The sequence below is a fragment of the Nocardia cyriacigeorgica genome (assembly GCF_010858045.1).
Classification (GTDB): domain Bacteria; phylum Actinomycetota; class Actinomycetes; order Mycobacteriales; family Mycobacteriaceae; genus Nocardia; species Nocardia cyriacigeorgica_E.
In genome coordinates, this window is sequence record NZ_JAAGVC010000278.1 from 1 (window position 1) to 301 (window position 301).

General features: G+C 68.1%; 1 protein-coding gene. It reads right to left on the reverse strand.

Going from position 1 to position 301, the window contains the following annotated elements; all coding sequences use genetic code 11:
- The coding region (locus tag GV790_RS29700) for a phosphopantetheine-binding protein (RefSeq protein ID WP_163818129.1) at positions 1-301 on the reverse strand (301 nt) is incomplete at both ends.

Here is a 301-nt window from a genome sequence, read left to right on the forward strand (position 1 = left end):
CATCGGTGACGCCGACACCGTCGACGGCCAGCAGGCCACGCACATTCGCCACGAAGGTGGTGGCGAGGATCGAGTTGGCACCCGCGTCGAAGAAATCGGTGGTCACACCGATCCGCTCGATCTCGAGCACCTGCGCGGCGATATAGGCGACCGCCGCCTCCAGCGCGGTCTCCGGCGCCACATACTCGGCCTCGGCCAGACCCTCGGTCTCGCGTTCGAGCACCGCACGGATGGCCGCGCGGTCGATCTTGCCGTTGCTGGTGAGCGGCACCTGCGCCAGGAAGTGCAGGACGTCGGGAAC